Genomic DNA, 16005 nt, shown 5'->3' with positions numbered 1-16005 from the left:
TGGGGAAAGGCGGTGGGCAGGTTGTGTGTGGAACATTTATTTTGTCGAAAAGGTCGTCTGAAAACGGGCAATGCCGAGTTTCAGACGACCTTTGCGTTTTTAAGCTGCTTCAATCATCAGGCGATTTCGAGCCACATTACTTGGTAGGGGCGCAGCACCAAATCCTGATTCAGTGCCACAGTTTTGCCGCTGATGAGGTCTTTGGCGCGTGCGGGCATGGCTTGCAGGGTGTGCGCGCTGATGGTTTGCGGGTGTTCGCTGAAGTTGCCGAACGCCAACAGCGCATTGTTTCGGATGTAGCCGATGATGTGTTTGTTGTTGGTGTTGAAGGTAACCAGACGGCCGCCGTTCAAACGCGGGTTGTTTTGGCGGATGTCTATCATGTGGCGCAGGCCTTGATAGATTTGCCCTGCCGCGGTTGACGGGTCGTGGCGCTGTTCGTATAACTCGGCGTTGTAACGCGGACGGTGCGCCCAGCGGCTGTCATCGCTCTTGTTGCGGTCGTTCGACCAGTCGTCGTCGTTGAGCGTGCCGACTTCGTCACCGAGATAAATCAGGGGCAGGCCGCCGGTACTCAGGGCGATGCTGTACAAAAGTTTGATGCGGTCAACGGCGTGGGGGTCGTGTTGCGCCAAACCAGCCAGTGCGGCGGCAGTACCGCTGACGCGGCAGTCGCCGGTGTTGGGGTTGTATTGGAAAGGGACGCCGCGCGCGAAGCTGCCGTCGAAATGGTTGACGAAGAAGCGGTTGAGGAATTGGCGGTGGTCGTAGCCGTGGATGCCGAACTGCCATGCGTCTTCGTCGGCAAACGTCCAGCCGATGTCGTCATGGCTGCGGACGTAGTTGACCCATGCGGTATGGTCGGGCAGATTGTGGCGGTAGGAGAGGGCTTGGTGGAGCAGGTTGACTTCGCGGGTGGCGAGGGTGTTCCACAACAATGCCATTTGCAGCGGGTTGTAGCCGATTTGGCATTCGTCTTGTCCGATGTATTGGACGACTTGGTCGGGGTGGACGATGGCTTCGGATTTGAAGAACACGGCAGGTGCGGCGATGCGCATGACGGCGTTGAACGCGCGGATTAAGGCGTGGGCTTGCGGCAGGTTTTCGCAATCCGTACCCATTTGTTTCCAAATGAAGGCGACGGCGTCCATACGCAGGATATCGACCCCCAGATTGGCGAGGAACATCATTTCGCCTGCCATAGCGCGGAATACCCATGGATTGCTGTAATTCAAATCCCATTGGAAGGAATTGAACGTCGTCCATACCCAGCGTCCGTCTTCCAATTGGGAGAAGCCGCCCGGATGCTGGTCGGGGAAGATTTCGCGCAGGGTGCGGTCGTATTGGTCGGGCATCCAGCGGTCGGGGAAGATATAGTAGAAATTGTCGAAAAGCGGGTCGCCGGCGGCACAGCGTTTCGCCCATTCGTGTTCGTTGGAAGTGTGGTTGAAGATGAAATCGACGACGGCGGAAATGCCCGCTTCGTGCAGCGCGGCAATGACATCGCGCAAATCGTCTATCGTACCCAAAGCCGGATTGACGTCGCGGTAGCTGCTGACCGCATAGCCGCCGTCGCTTTTGCCTTCAGGGCATTTAAACAGGGGCATCATGTGCAGATAGGTCAGCCCCAGCTCTTGAAAATAAGGGATTTTGGCTTTCAAGCCTTTCAAATCGCCTGCGAACAAATCGACATAGCACACGCCGCCGACCTGTTTATTGGACAAAATCCAATCGGGGTCATTCTCACGCGCGGCATCGATGGCTTTCAGAGACTTGTCGCGTTGGGAATAGCTTTGCCATGCTTGGGCAATCAGTTGTTCCAGCATGGGCAGGACGGCTTCGTTGTCGTTGTAAACGTTGTCCAGCTCGTGCATCAGCTTGGGGAAATGCTCTTTCAAACGCCGGTCAAACTGTTTCCAGTCTTCGGAAGCTTCGACGGTCGCACGCTGTTTGGGGCTATATTCTGCCAAGGCGCGCTCTTTGAGATGATGCAGGGTCAAATCGACCTGTTGGGTCTGGGTCAACATGATGTTTACTCCGAGTTGAGGTTGGATTTGTTTGGAAGCCTGATTCCTGCTGCCTGCGCCGCTGAAACGCATGCAGGCTTAAGGCAAAATTGAGAAGTCCATCATACTGTAAGAAGCTGTTTGTGCATAGTAGCCTGAAATGGTTGGGAAAATAGGCTTTTAATCGGGTTGGGGTCGTCTGAAAACGGCATGGATTTTTTTGTATGGGTTGGAGTGGGTTTGAATGTTTGGTATTTAATGTTAATTGGGTGGTTATTTTTTAGATAAATGGCTCTATTTTTTATGTTCTGAACAATAATTTGCTGATGTGTCGGCTGTGTATTTATCCAATAGGCAATATTTGGGTATTGGATGAGGAGGTGAACACATTTATTTTCTTGGATAAAGGACAACGGGCGTTTTTTGAAGAAGATAATTTTGTTTGATGGAAGTCAAAGGTCGTTGATGGGGAAGTTTGGGCGTATTGGCTTGGAAGAATAGGGCGTTGCCATGAGTATAGTGGATTAACTTTAAACCAGTACGGCGTTGCCTCGCCTTAGCTCAAAGAGAACGATTCTCTAAGGTGCTGAAGCACCAAGTGAATCGGTTCCGTACTATCTGTACTGTCTGCGGCTTCGTCGCCTTGTCCTGATTTAAATTTAATCCACTATAAGTTTGAAGGGCATAAACATCGAAACAAAAGGTCGTCTGAAAACGGGAATACTCGTTTTCAGACGACCTTTTGAGCTTTAAAGCGTTAACCGTTTACAGCGGCCATTTCAGCGCGGGATTGCTTTCGATGACGGCTTTAAACTGGTTTTGAATCCGCCCGATGGCTTCGTCGGAATCCGCCTCGAAACGCAACACCAAAATCGGCGTGGTATTGGAGGCGCGCATCAGACCGAAGCCGTCGGGGAATTCTACGCGCAGGCCGTCGATGGTGATGATTTCGGTCGCGCCTTCGAATTTGGCTTTGGCGGCGAGTTCGTCGATAACCTGATGGCCGTTGCTGCCTTCGGGCAGGTCGATGTTGAGTTCGGGCGTGGAAATGCTTTGCGGCAGGCTGTTCAGGACTTCGGACGGATTGTCGAAGGCAGACAGGATTTCCAAGAGGCGCGTGCCGGCGTACATGCCGTCGTCGAAGCCGAACCAGCGTTCTTTGAAGAAGATGTGTCCGCTCATTTCGCCGGCAACCAGCGCGCCGGTTTTTTTCATGGTGGACTTGATGAAGCTGTGGCCGGTTTTCTCCATGACGGCTTCGCCGCCGTGTTCTTTAATCCACGGAGCCAGCAGGCGGGTGGATTTGACGTCGAAGATGACTTTCGCGCCGGGGTTGCGGCTCAAAACGTCTTGGGCGAACAGCATGAGTTGGCGGTCGGGATAGATGATGTTGCCGTCTTTGGTCACGACGCCCAAGCGGTCGGCATCGCCGTCAAAAGCCAAGCCGATTTCGGCGTCGCTGTTTTTCAGCGCGGCAATCAAATCTTGCAGGTTTTTCGGTTTGGAAGGGTCGGGATGGTGGTTGGGGAAATTGCCGTCCACTTCACAGAAAAGTTCGGTCACTTCGTTGCCCAAACCTTTGTAGAGTTTGCCTGCGAATGCGCCGCCTACGCCGTTGCCCGCGTCGATAGCGATTTTCATGGGGCGTTTGAGTTTGACGTGGCCGACGATGTGGTTGTGGTATTCGCCGGAGATGTCTTTTTCGGTTACGCTGCCTTTTTTGTCGGAAGCGGTCAGTTTGTCGGCTTCGATCAGGGCGAGCAGTCCTTGGATGGCTTCGCCTGCGAGGGTGTCGCCGCCGAGCATCATTTTGAAGCCGTTGTAATCGGGCGGGTTGTGGCTGCCGGTAATCATCACGCCGCTGCCGCCGCATTCGTTGATGGCGGCGAAATAAAGCATGGGGGTGGCGACCATGCCGACATTGAGGACGTCGATGCCGCTGTCGGTAAAGCCGTGCTGGATGTGTTCCATCAGTTCGGGACCGCTCAAGCGTCCGTCGCGTCCGAGTGCGATGCGGGTAATGCCTTTTTCGGCGGCTCGGGTTGCGATGGCTTTGCCGATAAGGTAGGCGGCTTCGTTGGTCAGGGTTTTGCCGACAATGCCTCGGATGTCGTAGGCTTTGAAGATGTCGCGGGCAATGTTTGCCATGATGGTTTCCTTTGTGATTATGAATGGAAAACAGGCTTATTCTAACATAGGCAAAGGTCGTCTGAAGGCTTTCAGACGACCTTTGGGGGTTATATCAAATAACCATTTACTGCGGTTTCAATCAATTGCCGAATGTGTTGCATTGATTGATGTCGCCGCTGTCCAAACCGCGTTTGAGCCATGCCATGCGCTGTTCGGACGAGCCGTGTGTAAAGCTGTCGGGAACGACGTAGCCCTGCCCGTCTTTCTGCAGGCGGTCGTCGCCGACGGATTCGGCAGCCAGCATGGCTTTGGGGATGTCTTCGGGTTTGAAGATATTATTGTTGACGGCGTAATGCCCCCAAATGCCCGCGTAGCAGTCCGCCTGCAATTCGAGTTTGACGGAAAGGGCATTGGCTTCTTTTTTGCCGACCTGCTGCTGCATTCTGTGGACTTTGGGCAGGATATCGAGCAGGTTTTGGACGTGGTGTCCGACTTCGTGTGCGATGACGTAGGCAAACGCGGCATCGCTGGCAGAGTTGAGTTTGGTCTGCATATCCCTATAAAAGTCTAAGTCGAGATAGACTTTTTGGTCGCCCGGGCAGTAAAACGGCCCCATTGCCGATTGACCCATGCCGCAGGCGGTGGATGTACCGCCGTTGTATAACACCAGCGTGGTCGGGGTGTAGGTCCGTCCGATTTGCTTGAAATAGCTGCCCCAAGCTTTTTCAGTGTCGGCGAGGACGACGCGGGCAAGTTCGTTTAGCTCGGCTTCTTCTTGAGGTTTGAGCTGGGAGGTTTGGGTTGAACCCGTACCCATGGAAGGCGTGCCGACCAAGCCGCTCAAATCGACGCCGTAATAAGCGCCGATCAAAACGACGATGATGCCGAGGATGCCGGGCGTCCTCCCGCCGCCGCCTCCGCCGCCGCTGCCGCGTCGGTCTTCTACGTTTTGACTCTGTTCGCGTCCTTTCCAATCCATCTTGTGTGTTCCTTGTTGTGAAGTGATATGGGGCGGATTATACCGTGAAGGGGCGGCGTGATGCCTGCCTATATTGAGAAAAGGTCGTCTGAAAACACCAAACGGAGTTTTCAGACGACCTTTGGGCAGGTAAACCGTTGGGTATTTCAACCAACGACGAGGACAGTCAGGCTTTGTGCCTGATTTCCCAACACTGATGGATTTTCTTGTTGCGGAAATCGTCGGGAACGGATTGTTTGGAAATGTCTTTGACGGCGTATTGTTCCGATACCGAATCGTCCAAGACAAAGCTGCGTAAGTTGTTGGAGAAGTACAAAATGCCGTCTGAAGCGAGCAGGTTCATCGCGCCGTCAATCAGCTTTTTGTGGTCGCGCTGGATGTCGAGGATGTCGAGCATCTTTTTGCTGTTGGAGAAGCTGGGCGGATCCATGACGATGAGGTCGAACTGTTTGCCTTCGGCAGCGGCGTTTTGCAGGTATTGGAATACGTCGGCGCGGACGATTTTGTGTTGTTCGGGGCTGATGCCGTTGAGTTCGAAATTGCGTTTCGCCCAATCGAGATAAGTGTTGGATAAATCGACGGTTTCGCTCGATGCCGCGCCGCCGGTGGCGGCATAGACGGTGAAGCTGCCGGTGTAGGAAAACAGGTTGAGGAAGCGTTTGCCTGCTGCGGTTTCGCCAACTTTTTTGCGCGTGTTGCGGTGGTCGAGAAAGAGGCCGGTGTCGAGGTATTTGTCGAGGTTGACCCAAAACTTGCGGCCGTTTTCGGTGATGACAAAATCGTCGCCTGTTTTGCCGGTTTTCTCGTATTGCTGCAGGCCTTTTTGGCGTTCGCGGCGTTTGAGGTGGATTTGTTCGGGCGCAAAACCGGTAACGAAGGCGACGGCTTCCAATACTTCGGCAAGCCACGCTTCGTATTCTTCGGGCTGCATCAGCCAGCCGGTATCGTATTCCTGAAGGTGGATTTGGTCGCCGTAAACATCGACGGCAAAGGGAAATTGGGGGATGTCGCGGTCGTAAATGCGCCAGGCTTCGATGCCGTTGCGTTTCGCCCATTTCATGAGGTGTTTGATGTTTTTGCCCATGCGGTTGGCGAAGGGTGTGATGTCGGTCATGGTTTCAGACGGCCTGAATGAGGATTGGGAAGGGTTTGGATTTTAACGCACTTGATGCCTTTTTGCTTGACCGTTATCCATAAAATCGATATTATCCGCCGTTCGCCTTTTTATACGAAGCCATCGTCTTCCAACCTAAACCGCCGTTTCGGGCGCGTTTCTTTTATTGCTTGCATATTTGCCAAGCCTTTCTGTGCAGGTTGTCGTCGATGTTAACCACAAGCAAGATGCTTGCGACAACCCTGTAACTTCACATTTCCCGTATCGTTACTTTCCTTTGCTTCAGGTCGTCTGAAAACCGTTCAGACGTGCGCGTTGTTGTCTCTTTAGGATAGCCATGTCTATTAAATTTGCCGATTTGAACCTTGATAAAAACATCTTGTCCGCCGTGCGCAGCGAGGGTTACGAAAGCCCGACGCCGATTCAGGCGCAAGCCATTCCGTTTGCTTTGGAAGGCCGCGACATCATGGCTTCGGCGCAAACCGGCTCCGGCAAAACCGCCGCCTTCCTGCTGCCGACGTTGCAGCGGCTGACCAAACGCAGCGAAAAACCGGGCAAAGGTCCGCGCGCGTTGGTGTTGACGCCGACCCGCGAATTGGCGGCGCAAGTCGAGAAAAACGCGCTGGCGTACGCCAAAAATATGCGTTGGTTCCGCACCGTCAGCATCGTCGGCGGCGCATCTTTCGGCTACCAAACCCGTGCCCTGAGCAAACCGGTTGACCTGATTGTCGCCACGCCGGGCCGTCTGATGGACTTGATGCAAAGCGGCAAAGTCGATTTTGCCCGTTTGGAAGTGCTGATTTTGGACGAAGCCGACCGTATGCTGGACATGGGTTTTATCGACGACATCGAAACCATCGTCGAAGCCACCCCGACCGACCGTCAGACTTTATTGTTCTCCGCCACTTGGGACGGCGCGGTCGGTAAGCTGGCGCGCAAACTGACGAAAAACCCTGAAATCATCGAAGTCGAGCGCGTGGATGACCAAGGCAAAATCGAAGAGCAGTTGCTGTACTGCGACGATATGCGCCACAAAAACCGACTGCTCGACCACATCCTGCGCGACGCCAACATCGATCAATGCGTGATTTTCACGTCCACCAAAGCCATGACAGAAGTCATCGCCGACGATTTGTACGAAAAAGGTTTCGCCGCCAACTGCCTGCACGGCGACATGCCGCAAGGCTGGCGCAACCGCACGCTGATGGATTTGCGCAAAGGCCGCTGTAAAATTTTGGTTGCCACCGACGTCGCCGCACGCGGTATCGACGTGCCGACCATTACCCACGTCATCAACTACGACCTGCCGAAACAGGCGGAAGACTATGTTCACCGCATCGGCCGTACCGGACGGGCAGGGCGCACAGGTATTGCGATTACCTTCGCCGAAGTGAACGAATACGTCAAAGTACACAAAATCGAAAAATACATCGGCCGTAAATTGCCCGAGCTGACCGTCGAAGGCATGGAACCGACCCGCAAGCGCAAATCCGCAGGTGGCAAGCCGAAAGGCAAAGGTAGCTGGGGCGATAGAAAATCCGGCGGCTGGCGCGGCGATAAGAAACCGGGCAAAGAAGGCTTCGGTGGCAAATCGCGCGGCGAAGGTTTCAAAAAAGAAGGATTTAAGAAAGGCGGCGAAGGCTTCAAAGGCAAACGTAAAGCCAACGATTCTTTCGGCTCGAAACCAAACCGTCCAGCGAAAAGAGGCTGATGCTAAAGTCAAATCAATAGCGGATATAGTGGATTAAATTTAAATCAGGACAAGGCGAGGCAACGCCGTACTGGTTTAAAGTTAATCCACTATATGAAGAAACTTTGATACCGCGTTGCCTAACAAAAAGGTCGTCTGAAAATCGATTTCAGACGACCTTTTATTTTAAACGTTCAACTTAAGCAGCAAAGCGTTTGGCGACTTCGTCCCAGTTGACGATTTCCCAGAAACCTTTCAGGTAGTTGGGGCGGCTGTTGCGGTAGTCGATGTAGTAGGCGTGTTCCCATACGTCGCAGGTCAGCAGCGGAGTGTTTTCAGTGGTCAGCGGAGTTGCCGCGTTGGAAGTGGAAACCAAATCCAATTCGCCGGCAGGGGTTTTCACCAGCCATGCCCAACCGGAACCGAAAGTACCTGCCGCGCAAGCGGAGAATGCTTCTTGGAACTTCTCGAAGCTGCCCCATTTGGCGTCGATGGCGGCGGCCAGCTCGCCGGAAGGTTTGCCTTGACCTTTGGGCGTGAAACCCAGCCAGTAGAAGGTGTGATTCCAAGTTTGGGCTGCGTTGTTGAACACGCCGCCTGAAGATTTTTTCACAATCTCTTCCAAAGGCAGGTTTTCAAATTCGGTACCTTTGATTTGATTGTTCAGATTGGTGATGTAGGTTTGATGGTGTTTGCCGTAGTGGAACTCCAAAGTCTCTTTGCTCAGATGTGGGGACAATGCGTCCAGTTCATAAGGCAGTTGTGGCAGCTTATGTTCCATTTTAGTGCTCCTAAATTATTTATATATGATTGTATTTTGGTAGTGTTCGTCGGATGGTGCGGGTGTTCGCCCGCATCAGGCAACGGCTGCCATTTTACCTGCTTTAGATTAAAGAAACTAGGGCAGGCCGATATTTCGATCCTGTTGCAGTTTGAGAAAAATTGAGGGAAATCGGGTGTCGATACAGATATTTATCATGAATGAAGCAATGATTTCAGACGACCTTTTGCTATAATCCGTCCGTTTCCCCATGCCCCTTTTGATATGAACACCCCAAAAGCCTTTGCCATCCTCGGCCCGACTGCCGGCGGGAAAACCGCCCTTGCCTTGAAAATCGCCGAAGCCCTGCCGGTTGAAATCATCAGCCTCGATTCCGCGCTGGTGTACCGCGATATGGACATCGGCACGGCAAAGCCGACGGCTGCCGAGCTTAATGCCGTGCCGCACCACCTTATCGACATCATCCCGCCGACGGAGTCTTACAGCGCGGCGGAGTTTGTCGGCGATTGCGTGCAGCTGGCGGAGGAAATCCGCGCGCGCGGCAGGCTGCCTTTGATTGTCGGCGGCACGATGATGTATTTCCACGCGCTGACCGAAGGCTTGAACGACCTGCCCGAAGCCGATGCCGCCGTGCGCGCCCGGTTGCAGGAAGAAAAACAACAATACGGCTTGGCGCATCTGTATCAAAGCCTGCAAACCATAGACCCTGAAACCGCAGGTCGTCTGAAACCGAACGACAGCCAACGTATCGAACGCGCTTTGGAAGTGTACCACCTGACCGGCAAGCCTTTGAGCGCGCATTTTGTCGAAAAAGCCGAATACACCCCGCCGCTCGACCTCTGCACCACCGCCCTGATTCCCGAAAACCGCGCCTTGCTGCACGACAACATCGCCCGCCGTTTCACGCAAATGCTGGAACAAGGCTTCATCGACGAAATACGCGCCCTGCGTCAAAAATATTCCGAGCTGACCGCCGATATGCCCTCTATGCGCTGCGTCGGCTACCGACAGGCATGGGATTACCTCGAAGGCTTGACCGATTACGACACCTTTGTCGAAAAAGGTATTGCCGCCACCCGCCAGCTTGCCAAGCGCCAACTGACTTGGCTGCGCAAAATCCCATTGGCGCACAGCATCGACCCCTACACTGACGGCAACCACGTTCAGACGACCTTAGCACTCGTGCGCCGCCATTTCCAAATTTAAAACGCTATGCCGACCCTGTTGACCACGCCGCCCGTCGCCCCGCGAACCTTAGCCGCCCTGCAAGCCCTCGGCATCCGCAGCGTAGAGGAGCTGCGTGACACCGGTTCCGTCCAAGCCTTTCTGCTGCTCAAAGCCGCCGGACTGACCGTTACCCGCAGCACGCTTTGGCAACTCGAAGCCCTGCTGCTCGGTATCAAATCGCAAGACCTACCGCAAACGCAGAAAACCGCTTTGGAACAAGCCCTTAAAAACCATCCGCCCGTCGCCGTTTTCCCCACGTCGTCTGAAATGGAAACCTTCATGCGCGCTGCCTTGGCGCAGGCAGAACAATCCGCTCGCATCGGCGAAATCCCCGTCGGCGCGGTCGTCGTCTCCAGCAACCAAATCATCGCCGCCGCCCACAACACCTGCGTCAGCGACCACGACATCAGCCGCCACGCCGAAATCCGCGCCCTTGCCGCCGCAGGTGCCGCCCTCCAAAACTACCGCCTCGACGGCTGCGACCTCTACATCACGCTCGAACCCTGCGCCATGTGCGCCTCCGCCATCATCCAGGCCCGCGTCCACCGCGTCATCTACGGCGCGGCTGAACCCAAAACCGGCGGGGCAGGCAGCGTAGTCAATCTGTTTGCCAACCCGCTGCTGAACAAACACACGGCAATCAAAGGCGGCATTTTGGAAGACGAATGCAAAGCCGTTTTGCAGGCGTTTTTTCAGACGAGGCGGAAACAGTATTAAGCGCAAAAAAGGTCGTCTGAAAGCTTAAATCCAAGATTTCAGACGACCTTTTGAGAGATTGCGAACTTTGTTTCATCCCGTTTTTCAGCAATTCTGATAAATATCCGGCGCGCCGTATTAAAATACGGTTTTCAGACGACCCCATCCATAAGGAACCCGCCATGCACACCGAAACCGTTTTAACTGTATTGAAAAACCTGCAAAACCAAATCTGCGCCGCGCTTGAGCAAGAAGACGGCGGGGCGGTGTTTGCGCGTGAAGAATGGACGGGCAAGTTGGGCGTGGGCGAAACCCGCGTCTTGAAAAACGGCGCGGTATTCGAGCAGGCGGGCGTGAATTTTTCGCATGTGAAGGGCAACAAAATGCCCGCTTCGGCAACGGCGCACCGTCCTGAACTGGCGGGCGCGGCGTTTGAGGCGATGGGTGTGTCGCTGGTGATTCATCCGAAAAATCCGTATGTACCGACCAGCCATGCGAACGTGCGCTTTTTTATCGCGTATCCGGAAGGCGGCGAGCCTGTGTGGTGGTTCGGCGGCGGCTTTGATTTGACGCCGTTTTATCCGTTTGAAGAAGATATTTTGCACTGGCACACGGTGGCGCGGGACGTGTGTGCGCCGTTTGGGGAAGCGGTTTATCCCGAGTTCAAAAAATGGTGCGACGAGTATTTTTACCTGAAACACCGCGGCGAAACGCGCGGTGTGGGCGGTTTGTTTTTCGATGATTTGAACCGCTGGGATTTCGACACCTGCCTGAATTTCATCAAGGCGGTCGGCGAAGGCTATATCGGGGCGTATCTGCCGATTGTGGCGAAACGCAAAAACACGCCATACGGTGAATGCGAGCGCGATTTCCAGCTTTACCGGCGCGGTCGTTATGTGGAATTTAATTTGGTTTGGGACAGGGGCACGCTGTTCGGCCTGCAAAGCGGCGGACGCACGGAAAGTATTTTGATGTCCATGCCGCCTTTGGTGCGTTTCGAGTATCAATATGCGCCGGAAGAAGGTTCGCCCGAAGCGCGGCTGAACGAGTTTCTCACCGCCCGCGACTGGCTCTCGGAGATGAAATAATGGCGGATAAACGCAAGCCCGACGCCCATCCTTCCGATAAATTCATCCTTGCCATGATTGTCATGGCGGTGTTCCTGGTGATCATCATCGGCGGCGGATTTATCGCCGTAGAATATTTTAAGGCGCATCCCGAAGTGTTTGAATTGAAGCCGCCTGCAAAATAGTTTAGGAAGAAAGACAAAAGGTCGTCTGAAATATTTCAGACGACCTTTTTCTGCTTTAAAACCCTTGTTTACAAAACAGCCAAAGCCGCGTCGTAATCAGGCTCGTTGGCGATTTCGGCAACCAGTTCGCTGTGCAGGACTTTGTCGTTTTCGTCCAAAACCACAACGGCGCGCGCAGTCAGTCCGCGCAACGGGCTGTCGGTCAGGGCGACGCCGTAATCGGCGGCAAAGCTGCTGCGGAACGTAGACAGGTTCACAACATTGTCCAAACCTTCCGCGCCGCAGAAGCGGGCTTGGGCAAACGGCAGGTCGGCGGAGATGCACAACACGACCGCGTTGTCCAAAGAAGACGCGCGTTGGTTAAACGTACGCACAGATTGGGCGCACACGCCGGTGTCGACGCTTGGGAAAATGTTCAATACTTTGCGTTTGCCCGCAAAATCCGCCAAAGTTTTGTCGGACAGGTCGGCGGCGGTCAGGCTGAATGCAGGCGCGGTTTGACCGACAGCGGGCAGGTCGCCGGAAGTATGGACAGGGTTGTCGTGGAAGGTAATTTGAGCCATAAGGGTTTCCTTTTTGGGGTTGACGGAAAATAAATAGAGCGAAATGAATAGGTTATCAATATCGGGCGATGGCTTACAGATTGCGCAGAGCAAAATAGGCCAACGCCGCGACAGCCGACAGTATAGCCGAAACCATTGTCTATTGGCTTTTATAGTGGATTAACTTTAAACCAGTACAGCGTTGCCTCGCCTTGTCCTAATTTAAATTTAATCCACTATAGTGAAACGCGTGATATCCGTTTTCAGCATGAGAAGTCTGCTTGCGGACAGCCTATTTTGTTTCGGCGCAGATGCTCAATCGATGCTTCCAAATTTGCCGCTTTTGAAATCGCTGATGGCTTGGCGGATTTCTTCGGCGGTGTTCATCACAAACGGGCCATAGCCGACGACGGGTTCGTCAATCGGGACGCCGGAGAGCAAAAGGATTTTGACTTCTTCGCTGCCGGCTTCTATGTGTACGTTGCCGCCGCTTTTCTCAAAGCCGACCAGTTGTCCTGCGTCCGCCTGCTCTTTGCCGTTTAGGGTAACGTTGCCACGCAGGACGACCATGGACAGGTTGTGGGTTTCAGGTATTTCCAATACGGCTTTTTTACCGGCATTCAAAACGATGTCCCAGACGTTCATTTCGGTGAAGGTGTCGGCTGCGCCTTTTACGCCTTTGTATTCTCCTGCAATCAGCCGCAGGCGGCCTGCCTCGTCAGGGAGCTCAACCACGGGGATACTGGCTTTGGCGAGATGCTGATAGCGCGGCGGCGTGTTTTTGTCTTTGGCGGGCAGGTTGACCCAAAGTTGGACCATTTCAAACAGTCCGCCTTTTTTGCTGAAGTTTTCGGAGTGGAATTCTTCATGGATGATGCCCGAACCTGCGGTCATCCATTGCACGTCGCCTTCGTAAATGATGCCTCCGCCGCCGCTGGAGTCGCGGTGTGCCACTTCGCCGTGGTAGGCGATGGTAACGGTTTCAAAGCCTTTGTGCGGGTGTTGTCCAACACCGCGCGGGCTGCGGGCTTCGTTGGTGGAGAATTCATAGGGTGCGGCGTAGTCGAGCATCAGGAAAGGGTTGGTGCCGCGGTCGTCGCCCATGTGGGAGAACAGGGGTTGGACGAGGAATCCGTCGCCGACCCAGTGTTGGCTGGTTGCACGGTAGATTTGTTTGACGTTGCGCATGATGAGGTTCCTTCTTGTGGGGTCGTCTGAAATCTTTTCAGACGACCTTTGTGTAATGAAATTAATAATGTCATGGTTGCCATACTTTGTTGCGTGTATTATATGGGGTACAAACTTATTCGCAAGTACGCACAATTTTTATACTGTCATTCGGAGGTCAATAATGGCGGAAACAGAACCGACACACGGCGCCTGCTGTCCGGTCGTTAATACCTTGGATATTATCGGCGGCAAGTGGAAGGTGTTGATTTTATATTATTTACACGGGGAAACCCGACGATTCAACGAGTTGCAGCGTCTGCTGGCGGGCGTTACCCAGCGGATGCTGACGTTGCAATTGCGCGAGTTGGAGCACGACGGTATTGTCCATCGCGAAGTGTATCCGCAGGTGCCGCCGAAAGTGGAGTATTCGCTGACCGCGTTCGGGCAGACATTGATGCCCGTCATCGAGGCGATGCACCGCTGGGGCGAGCAATATGCCGCAGAATGTGCAAAACACAGAAAGCAGCCGCAAGAGTAAGCCGTTTCAGACGACCTCTTGGTCAGGCCTTTAAAATGAAAAGTGATGCGGGCATATATTCGCAACGGGCTTTGCTTTATAATGATGACAGTCAAACATAACGACATAAGCATTTGGAATCAATAATGAAAAAAATTGTAACGGCACTTATCGCCACCATTTTGTCAGCAGGCGCAAATGCAGCGGATACTTATGGTTATCTCGCCATGTGGCAGAACCCGCAAGACGGCAATGATGCGCTGCTGATTAAAACGACTAAAGAAAATATGTCGCAAATCGAGGCAAATGCGGAGCTGGAAGCGTTTTGCCGCGGGCAGGACACGCTTTCGGGCGTGCAAAACGGCGAGGCGACAGGCTGTAAATCCGTTGTTCCGCTTCATAACACCTGCATCGCCGTCGCATACCCGAAATCGGAAGGCAAGCTGACGACAAACAATGCGGTTGTGATTACTTCGCCGCGTTTTAAGAGCGTGCATCAGGTTGCGCTGAATCAGTGTATTAAAAAATACGGCTCGCAAGGTCAATGCGGCTTGGAAACGGTGTACTGCACTTCAAGCGCTTATTACGGCGGTACGGTCAAAACGTTGTTAAACCGCTTGAAATCGCAATAAGCGGTGTAAAAAGGTCGTCTGAAAACTGAACTGGCCCCCAAATCTTGGACGCTCATAAAAGCCTATTCAGGCGCTCTGTGCAAGCTGGGTTCTGTATGCGACAGGACTCAGCTTTTTCAATTTCAAACTGCAACGCTCCCGGTTGTAGTAATCCATATAGTCATCTATCTGCTTCATCAATTCATCTACCGTCAATTCACCTGCGTTATAGAAACACTCCGTCTTCAACACCGCAAAGAAGCTTTCCATCGGCGCATTGTCCCAACAGTTCGCCTTTCGCGACATGCTTTGAACCATGGAATGCTCCGCAAGCAATTCCCTATACCCCGCCGTACGGTACAGCACACCTTGGTCCGAATGAAGCATCGTTCCCTTATCAGTCAGACGGGGGGCGGCTTTTTCGAGCATTTCCTTCACCATTTCGCTGTCGGCTCTGCGGCTCATGGCGTAGGCGACGATCTCGCGGTTGAACAAGTCCAAGATTGGCGAGAGGTACAGTTTGCCGTCCTTCCCTTTGAGTTCGGTAACGTCGGTCAGCCATTTTTCGTTGGGCTTTCGGGCTTTGAACCGGCGTTTGAGGAGGTTTTCCGATATTTCGCCCATGGCGGGATGGCGGTAGGCTTTTTTCGCCCGTATGAGGGCTTTCAGTTCCAACTGCCTCATCAACCGCGCCGCTTTTTTGCGGTTCCAATCCAATGTTGCGGCAATGCGCCTTTGCCCGTAGCGTCCTTTATGCCGCCGGTAGGTTTCGACAAGGAGGGCTTTGTCGGCTTCGTCGGGATTGGGTCGGTCTTGGTGATGGTAGTAAAAGCTGCTTTTGGGCAGGTTTGCGATGTGCAGCAGGTATTTGAGCGGGTGTTGCGCCCTCAGTGTTTGGACGGTTTGGCTTTGTCCTTTGCGGTCCGCTTTTGGCTGAGGGCTTTTAACTCCTTTAGGTAGGCGACCTTTGCGCGCATATAGCACAACTCTTCGATAAGCTCTGCCTGTGTTTTTTCTTGGTCGGGTTTATCTGCGATGAAGGGGTTTTTGCGGTGTTGGGGCATGGTTTTGGATTGGGGATGTTCGAGTGCGCCGATGCCGCCTTCTTGATAGGCGCGTATCCATCGTCTCAGGTGGGTTCGGGAAATGCCGTAGTGGTCTGCGGTACGTTGTTGGCTGCGTATATGCAGGTAGTGGAGTACGGCTTGGTATTTGAAGTGTAATGTATATTTGCTCATAAAAAAACTGCACCTTGTGAGTTGGAGGGGATGTCCAACTTTTGGGGTGCAG

The 16005-nt window shown here is 53.4% G+C and carries 16 protein-coding genes; 7 read left to right on the top strand and 9 right to left on the bottom strand.

From position 1 onward, the window contains the following. Positions 1 to 116: 116 nt before the first annotated feature. The 4 genes from MON40_RS09085 to MON40_RS09070 form a co-directional block, all read right to left on the bottom strand. Complete coding sequence (locus MON40_RS09085; RefSeq protein ID WP_039862925.1) at positions 117 to 2027, bottom strand: amylosucrase; 1911 nt, start codon at positions 2025 to 2027, stop codon at positions 117 to 119. 744 nt (positions 2028 to 2771) lie between these two features. Then, positions 2772 to 4154 carry a phosphomannomutase/phosphoglucomutase gene (locus MON40_RS09080; RefSeq protein WP_003777717.1) on the bottom strand — a complete coding sequence of 461 codons (1383 nt, stop codon included), beginning with the start codon at positions 4152 to 4154 and terminating at the stop codon, positions 2772 to 2774. A 121-nt stretch (positions 4155 to 4275) separates the two neighbouring features. Then, positions 4276 to 5115, bottom strand: a complete 840-nt coding sequence (gene ypfJ, locus MON40_RS09075) for a KPN_02809 family neutral zinc metallopeptidase (RefSeq protein WP_003777719.1) — start codon at positions 5113 to 5115, stop codon at positions 4276 to 4278. A 166-nt stretch (positions 5116 to 5281) separates the two neighbouring features. Then, on the bottom strand, positions 5282 to 6229 hold the full coding sequence (locus tag MON40_RS09070; protein WP_003777721.1) for a class I SAM-dependent methyltransferase: 948 nt from the start codon (positions 6227 to 6229) through the stop codon (positions 5282 to 5284). A gap of 337 nt (positions 6230 to 6566) precedes the next feature. Between MON40_RS09070 and MON40_RS09065 the strand changes: the two genes are divergently transcribed. After that, a complete protein-coding gene (locus MON40_RS09065) occupies positions 6567 to 7940 on the top strand; it encodes a DEAD/DEAH box helicase (protein WP_003777723.1) in 1374 nt (457 codons plus the stop codon). 178 nt (positions 7941 to 8118) lie between these two features. On the opposite strand, the gene MON40_RS09060 is transcribed toward MON40_RS09065, so the two are convergent. Further along, positions 8119 to 8700, bottom strand: coding sequence for a superoxide dismutase (locus MON40_RS09060; protein ID WP_003777725.1), 582 nt, complete (start codon positions 8698 to 8700; stop codon positions 8119 to 8121). A gap of 264 nt (positions 8701 to 8964) precedes the next feature. Here MON40_RS09060 and miaA point away from each other — a divergent pair, with 264 nt between their 5' ends. From miaA to MON40_RS09040, 4 genes are all read left to right on the top strand, one after another. After that, complete coding sequence (gene miaA, locus MON40_RS09055; protein WP_003777730.1) at positions 8965 to 9906, top strand: tRNA (adenosine(37)-N6)-dimethylallyltransferase MiaA; 942 nt, start codon at positions 8965 to 8967, stop codon at positions 9904 to 9906. Positions 9907 to 9921: 15 nt separating this feature from the next. After that, on the top strand, positions 9922 to 10644 hold the full coding sequence (gene tadA / locus MON40_RS09050; RefSeq protein WP_039862926.1) for a tRNA adenosine(34) deaminase TadA: 723 nt from the start codon (positions 9922 to 9924) through the stop codon (positions 10642 to 10644). Positions 10645 to 10805: 161 nt separating this feature from the next. Beyond that, complete coding sequence (gene hemF, locus MON40_RS09045) at positions 10806 to 11711, top strand: oxygen-dependent coproporphyrinogen oxidase (RefSeq protein WP_039862886.1); 906 nt, start codon at positions 10806 to 10808, stop codon at positions 11709 to 11711. Further along, on the top strand, positions 11711 to 11875 hold the full coding sequence (locus tag MON40_RS09040; RefSeq protein ID WP_003760121.1) for a hypothetical protein: 165 nt from the start codon (positions 11711 to 11713) through the stop codon (positions 11873 to 11875). The genes hemF and MON40_RS09040 overlap by 1 nt, the downstream gene beginning before the upstream one ends. A gap of 68 nt (positions 11876 to 11943) precedes the next feature. Here MON40_RS09040 and tpx read toward each other — a convergent pair whose 3' ends face one another. Next, positions 11944 to 12438 (bottom strand): thiol peroxidase, encoded by a 495-nt coding sequence (gene tpx, locus MON40_RS09035; RefSeq protein ID WP_003760119.1) that lies wholly within the window; start codon positions 12436 to 12438, stop codon positions 11944 to 11946. Positions 12439 to 12732: 294 nt separating this feature from the next. Continuing rightward, on the bottom strand, positions 12733 to 13605 hold the full coding sequence (locus MON40_RS09030) for a pirin family protein (RefSeq protein WP_003760115.1): 873 nt from the start codon (positions 13603 to 13605) through the stop codon (positions 12733 to 12735). Between the two features lie 163 nt (positions 13606 to 13768). Between MON40_RS09030 and MON40_RS09025 the strand changes: the two genes are divergently transcribed. Continuing rightward, positions 13769 to 14125, top strand: coding sequence for a winged helix-turn-helix transcriptional regulator (locus MON40_RS09025; RefSeq protein ID WP_039862887.1), 357 nt, complete (start codon positions 13769 to 13771; stop codon positions 14123 to 14125). Positions 14126 to 14250: 125 nt separating this feature from the next. Further along, a complete protein-coding gene (locus MON40_RS09020) occupies positions 14251 to 14736 on the top strand; it encodes a DUF4189 domain-containing protein (RefSeq protein WP_003760112.1) in 486 nt (161 codons plus the stop codon). Positions 14737 to 14802: 66 nt separating this feature from the next. Here MON40_RS09020 and MON40_RS09015 read toward each other — a convergent pair whose 3' ends face one another. Then, positions 14803 to 15699 (bottom strand): IS3 family transposase, encoded by an 897-nt coding sequence (locus MON40_RS09015; RefSeq protein WP_242925881.1) that lies wholly within the window; start codon positions 15697 to 15699, stop codon positions 14803 to 14805. After that, a complete protein-coding gene (locus MON40_RS09010; protein WP_242925880.1) occupies positions 15603 to 15953 on the bottom strand; it encodes a helix-turn-helix domain-containing protein in 351 nt (116 codons plus the stop codon). Before MON40_RS09010 ends, MON40_RS09015 begins: the two co-directional genes overlap by 97 nt. Positions 15954 to 16005: the final 52 nt, after the last annotated feature.

This window comes from Neisseria macacae ATCC 33926, from assembly GCF_022749495.1.
Taxonomy (GTDB): domain Bacteria; phylum Pseudomonadota; class Gammaproteobacteria; order Burkholderiales; family Neisseriaceae; genus Neisseria; species Neisseria macacae.
This window is presented reverse-complemented; position numbering and strand designations above follow the sequence as displayed.

Coding starts and splice junctions, on each gene's coding strand:
- MON40_RS09085 (WP_039862925.1), bottom strand. CDS start 2,027: ATGTTGACCCAGACCCAACAGGTCGATTTGACCCTGCATCATCTCAAA.
- MON40_RS09080 (WP_003777717.1), bottom strand. CDS start 4,154: ATGGCAAACATTGCCCGCGACATCTTCAAAGCCTACGACATCCGAGGC.
- ypfJ (WP_003777719.1), bottom strand. CDS start 5,115: ATGGATTGGAAAGGACGCGAACAGAGTCAAAACGTAGAAGACCGACGC.
- MON40_RS09070 (WP_003777721.1), bottom strand. CDS start 6,229: ATGACCGACATCACACCCTTCGCCAACCGCATGGGCAAAAACATCAAA.
- MON40_RS09065 (WP_003777723.1), top strand. CDS start 6,567: ATGTCTATTAAATTTGCCGATTTGAACCTTGATAAAAACATCTTGTCC.
- MON40_RS09060 (WP_003777725.1), bottom strand. CDS start 8,700: ATGGAACATAAGCTGCCACAACTGCCTTATGAACTGGACGCATTGTCC.
- miaA (WP_003777730.1), top strand. CDS start 8,965: ATGAACACCCCAAAAGCCTTTGCCATCCTCGGCCCGACTGCCGGCGGG.
- hemF (WP_039862886.1), top strand. CDS start 10,806: ATGCACACCGAAACCGTTTTAACTGTATTGAAAAACCTGCAAAACCAA.
- MON40_RS09040 (WP_003760121.1), top strand. CDS start 11,711: ATGGCGGATAAACGCAAGCCCGACGCCCATCCTTCCGATAAATTCATC.
- tpx (WP_003760119.1), bottom strand. CDS start 12,438: ATGGCTCAAATTACCTTCCACGACAACCCTGTCCATACTTCCGGCGAC.
- MON40_RS09030 (WP_003760115.1), bottom strand. CDS start 13,605: ATGCGCAACGTCAAACAAATCTACCGTGCAACCAGCCAACACTGGGTC.
- MON40_RS09025 (WP_039862887.1), top strand. CDS start 13,769: ATGGCGGAAACAGAACCGACACACGGCGCCTGCTGTCCGGTCGTTAAT.
- MON40_RS09020 (WP_003760112.1), top strand. CDS start 14,251: ATGAAAAAAATTGTAACGGCACTTATCGCCACCATTTTGTCAGCAGGC.
- MON40_RS09010 (WP_242925880.1), bottom strand. CDS start 15,953: ATGAGCAAATATACATTACACTTCAAATACCAAGCCGTACTCCACTAC.